The sequence below is a fragment of the Occallatibacter sp. genome (assembly GCF_049510455.1).
In the GTDB taxonomy this organism is placed as follows: domain Bacteria; phylum Acidobacteriota; class Terriglobia; order Terriglobales; family Acidobacteriaceae; genus Telmatobacter.
Genome location: NZ_JBEKYX010000197.1, coordinates 1 through 4,172 on the forward strand (window position 1 = coordinate 1; position 4,172 = coordinate 4,172).

The window sequence follows — 4,172 nt, forward strand, 5'->3', positions numbered from 1 at the left end:
AAAATCCTCAACGGCCCGCTGCTCCTGCAACCCGCCGCCGTAGAAGCCGTCCATAGCTGGGAGTACCGCCCCTACCTGCTCAACGGCGAACCAGTACAGATGCACACCACCATCCGCGTGGAATTCGATCCGTACTAAAGCAGCCTTCCATGCGGCCCCTAAGCAGCCGCATGGAAGCTCTCGATCTTAGGCCGCTTCCTGCGCGCCGCCTGCCAAATGTCGTAGTCCATCTGCAGTTGATACCAGAGGCTGTCGTGCGTTCCCAAAGCAATAGACAGGCGTAGCGACATATCGGCGGAAATGCCCGCCGCGCCGTTCAAAATGCGCGAAAGCGTAGTGCGCGAGACATGCAGCTTCTTTGCCGCCGAAGTCACGTCCATATCGCCAAGCGCATCACGCAAAATCTTGCCCGGATGGGGCGGAACGCCGCGCTCATCGGGCTTACGGGGAATACTCATCGGCAGTCTCCATCTCCTCACGCGATGCGAAGGGCCTTCTGCACGGTTTCCGGTTCGCGGTCAATTACCAGTAAGTAGGCTCGCGTGGGACCTTCGGGAACGCGCCTTCCCTGCTCCCAGTGCCGGACCGTGTTCACGCTGAAGCCGAATGAGACCGCGAACTGCTGCTGCGTCATTCCCAGCCGCCCGCGAATTGCCCTCACATCGATCTCCGGCGGAATGTGAACAACGTAATCGGCAGGATCGCCCGTGCCGTCGGCAAAGGCAATCGCCTGCTCAAGTCCGCGAAGGATGCTCTCGCCCACTTTGCTCATGGTTTTGACCTCCGCTTCCGATTCATCTCCACAAGAATTGTGGTAGCTTTCCGCATGGCATGAATCTCAGCATGCTCTAGATTCTCGCGCTCATTCTTTGCATACGCAGTAAACACATACAGCGGCATATCCATATCGTGAAAAAAATAAATCACCCTTGCGCCGCCACGCTTACCGCGCCCTTCAAGCCCCCACCTCATCTTGCGCACGCCGCCGGTTCCGGGAATTACATCGCCTGCAGTCGGGTTGTAAGCTAGGTAGCTAACGAGTTTCGCTCGTTCCTCATCGTCCATCAACTTCTTCATCGCAGCGAGGAATTCGTGCGTTTCTACTACCGTGATGGGCCGTGCGTCGGGCAAAAATTATTGTAGTGCATTGCACTACTTCTGGCAAACTTGCCAGCTTCAGCGCCTAGAGACGCGTAATCCAATATCGAAATTTCCCTCGATCCGCACGCCAAAAGTTCAATGTGCCAGCACGATGTCTTCCAGAAATTGTGCCGCAGGATTGTGATTGTCAACCGGTTTAGACAGTGCTCCAATGATGTTGATTTTCTGTGCGAACGTTCGGCAGTTGAAGAGGAGTGCCGCGAGATGACGGATACGAGACATCCCAATCCAAATGAAAAACTGACTATAGCTATCCCTGCGTTTCTAGAGAAGGTGATTCGGCGAATTCCAAGGTCCGCAACGAGGGCAGCACTCCTGTTTTTCGCATCGGGCGCAGGCCTCGGACTTATGATCGCCGCCACGTTCGAGGCCGCCTCATGGTACCGAGATAGGCCGCTTCCTCTACGCGATTTGGGCTCTGTCGATTTCAGCGCTGTCGGGCTGAGGGGCAAGCTAATCACGAAGTGGGATGAGAAGGCTGAATACCGTGTGCGTTTCGAGCCAATCGATAAAGGACAGATTGACAGGTTCACTCTCATGGTGAAGGAGCCACCTCACCCGTTGAAAATCAAGATTTATCTTTCTGATTCCTCGGGGTTCACTCTTTGTAGCAAGGAGATCGTGCTGAGATTCGATTTCTATAAGGACTTAAGGGATCCGCAACAATCCATGAGCAACCCGACAGGATATGTAATTGCACATGAGGATGCTTTAGAGAACGAACGAAACTGGGAAACTGACCGGGATCTATTTCATAGCGACATCACCAATGACGGAAAGGTTGGAGCAATCAGCTCGCAAGGCGAGATTCCCTGTTCGAACAAAACTTATAAGCGAGCAATTCATTGGGGTTTCTCCTCGAATTTTCTCACCACCGCCGAGCAAGATGATTTGCTCAAGGGCCACACGAAAAGTACAGAAGAAAACGGGAGCTCGCCCTCGAAACATGATACGGCCCGGGGTTTAAATGAGAAGACAGGGGCTCCACACAGTTCCTTTGAGGGCTACGATGTGATAAGCGGCTATAGCATCCCCGGAAATATCGAGACGAGCCGAGGGCTGACCTTCTACGTGTACAAAGAAGGAGAACGAGACAACGCGATTATTTGGCACGTAAACTCGGCGCGAATTCATTATCAGTGCGACGAGAATTCCATGTGTACGCTCACGCGCGCGGGTACTGCTGTAGTTCTGCACGCAAAGTTACAGCAATAAGACGACAGGCACGACGGCCTCAATCAACCATGAGAATTAGCATCTGCGAGCGGCGGGGCTAGCCAAGCTATCCCCGCCAGCTCCGCCTACTTCTTCTCGTCCACGTCCACATACTCAGCGTCAATCACGCCTTCGTCCTTCTTCTGCTCGGCAGCAGGTTCGCCCGCCGCAGCAGCTTCTGGAGCAGCAGCATTCGCCTTGTACATAGCCTCGGCCAGCTTGTGGCTTGCCGCAGTCAGCTTCTCGTGCGAGGCCTTCAGCTCCTCCACAGAAGGCGTTCCGGCCAGCGTGGTCTTCGCTTCGGCAAGAGCAGCTTCCACGTCCGTCTTATCCGCAGCCGCCACCTTCTCGCCCGAGTCCTTCAGCATCTTTTCGATGTTGTAGACCGACTTGTCCTCGGCCGCGTGCGCCTCGGCGTCCTTGGCCATGCGCTCCACCTCGTCCTTGCTCAGGCCCGAGCTTGAAGTAATGGTGATGCGCGTGTCCTTACCCGTGGCGTTGTCCTTCGCCGTCACATTCAGAATGCCGTTCGCGTCAATATCAAACGTCACCTCAATCTGCGGCACGCCGCGCGGCGCCGGCGGAATCCCCGCCAGCTTGAACTTGCCAAGCGTGCGGTTCTGCCCCGCCATCGGGCGCTCGCCCTGCAGCACATGCACCTCAACCTCGGTCTGCGAGTCCGCCGCCGTCGAAAACGTCTCCGTCTTCTTCGTCGGAATCGTCGTGTTCCGCGGAATCATCGGCGTCGCCACTCCACCCAGCGTCTCAATCGACAAAGTCAGAGGCGTCACGTCCAGCAGGAGCAGGTCCTTCACCTCGCCGGCCAACACGCCAGCCTGCACAGCCGCGCCAATCGCAACCACTTCATCCGGATTCACACCGCGATGAGGCTCCTTGCCAAAGAGCTGCTTCACAATCTCCTGGATCTTCGGCATACGCGTCTGGCCGCCGACGAGCACAACCTCGTCAATCTGCGCTGCTGTCACGCCCGCATCCGTCATTGCCTTCTTGCACGGCTCCAGTGACTTCTGCAGCAGATCGTCAACCAGCGATTCCAGCTTCGCCCGCGTCAGCTTGCGAACCAGGTGTTTTGGCCCCGACGCATCCGCCGTAACAAACGGCAGATTGATCTCGGTCTCGACCGTAGTCGAAAGCTCAATCTTGGCCTTTTCCGCAGCATCCTTCAGGCGCTGCAGAGCCATTTCGTTGCCCTTCGAGCCCAGATCCAACCCGGTTTCCTGCTTGAACTCGGCGATGAGCCACTCCACAATCCGCTGATCCAGATTGTCGCCGCCCAGGTGCGTGTCGCCGTTGGTCGACTTGACCTCAATGACGCCTTCCCCCACTTCCAGGATCGAAATATCGAACGTGCCGCCGCCGAAGTCGTACACGGCAATCGTCTCGTCCTTCTTCTTATCCAGGCCATAAGCCAGCGCAGCCGCCGTCGGCTCGTTCACAATGCGCTTTACATCCAGGCCGGCAATCTTGCCAGCGTCCTTCGTAGCCTGGCGCTGCGCATCGTTAAAGTACGCCGGAACCGTAATCACAGCCTCAGTCACGGTCTCGCCCAGGTAGGCCTCGGCAGACTTCTTCAACTTCTGCAGAATCATCGCCGAAATCTCAGGCGCGGTGTACTCCTTGCCCTGCGCCACAACGGCAATATGGTCGCCCTGCTGCACAACCTTGTAGGGCACCATCTTCATCTCATCGTTCACTTCGTTAAAGCGGCGGCCCATAAACCGCTTGATGGAGAAAATCGTATTCTCCGGGTTCGTAATCGCCTGCCGCTTGGCCAC

6 protein-coding genes are annotated in these 4,172 nt (G+C 56.4%); 2 read left to right on the top strand and 4 right to left on the bottom strand.

Annotated elements, in window-relative coordinates; translation table 11 throughout:
• Positions 1-24 precede the first annotated feature (24 nt).
• Positions 25-138: an energy transducer TonB gene (locus ABSG47_RS20830; RefSeq protein WP_424172496.1), complete on the top strand. Its 114-nt coding sequence runs from the start codon at positions 25-27 to the stop codon at positions 136-138.
• A gap of 20 nt (positions 139-158) precedes the next feature.
• Here ABSG47_RS20830 and ABSG47_RS20835 read toward each other — a convergent pair whose 3' ends face one another.
• From ABSG47_RS20835 to ABSG47_RS20845, 3 genes are read right to left on the bottom strand one after another with little or no spacing between them, the layout of a single operon-like run.
• On the bottom strand, positions 159-458 hold the full coding sequence (locus ABSG47_RS20835) for a HigA family addiction module antitoxin (RefSeq protein ID WP_424172483.1): 300 nt from the start codon (positions 456-458) through the stop codon (positions 159-161).
• A gap of 17 nt (positions 459-475) precedes the next feature.
• Positions 476-772 (bottom strand): helix-turn-helix domain-containing protein, encoded by a 297-nt coding sequence (locus ABSG47_RS20840; RefSeq protein ID WP_424172485.1) that lies wholly within the window; start codon positions 770-772, stop codon positions 476-478.
• Entirely contained in the window at positions 769-1,131 is a 363-nt protein-coding gene (locus tag ABSG47_RS20845; RefSeq protein WP_424172488.1) for a type II toxin-antitoxin system RelE/ParE family toxin, read from the bottom strand. Before ABSG47_RS20845 ends, ABSG47_RS20840 begins: the two co-directional genes overlap by 4 nt.
• A 234-nt stretch (positions 1,132-1,365) precedes the next feature.
• Between ABSG47_RS20845 and ABSG47_RS20850 the strand changes: the two genes are divergently transcribed.
• Entirely contained in the window at positions 1,366-2,376 is a 1,011-nt protein-coding gene (locus ABSG47_RS20850; protein ID WP_424172491.1) for a hypothetical protein, read from the top strand.
• 86 nt (positions 2,377-2,462) lie between these two features.
• Here ABSG47_RS20850 and dnaK read toward each other — a convergent pair.
• A partial coding sequence (dnaK, locus tag ABSG47_RS20855; RefSeq protein WP_424172494.1) for a molecular chaperone DnaK occupies positions 2,463-4,172 on the bottom strand: 1,710 nt, incomplete at its 5' end.

Bases quoted from the DNA above. Each gene is read 5' to 3' on its own strand.
- ABSG47_RS20835 (WP_424172483.1), bottom strand. From the start codon at position 458: ATGAGTATTCCCCGTAAGCCCGATGAGCGCGGCGTTCCGCCCCATCCG.
- ABSG47_RS20840 (WP_424172485.1), bottom strand. From the start codon at position 772: ATGAGCAAAGTGGGCGAGAGCATCCTTCGCGGACTTGAGCAGGCGATT.
- ABSG47_RS20850 (WP_424172491.1), top strand. From the start codon at position 1,366: ATGACGGATACGAGACATCCCAATCCAAATGAAAAACTGACTATAGCT.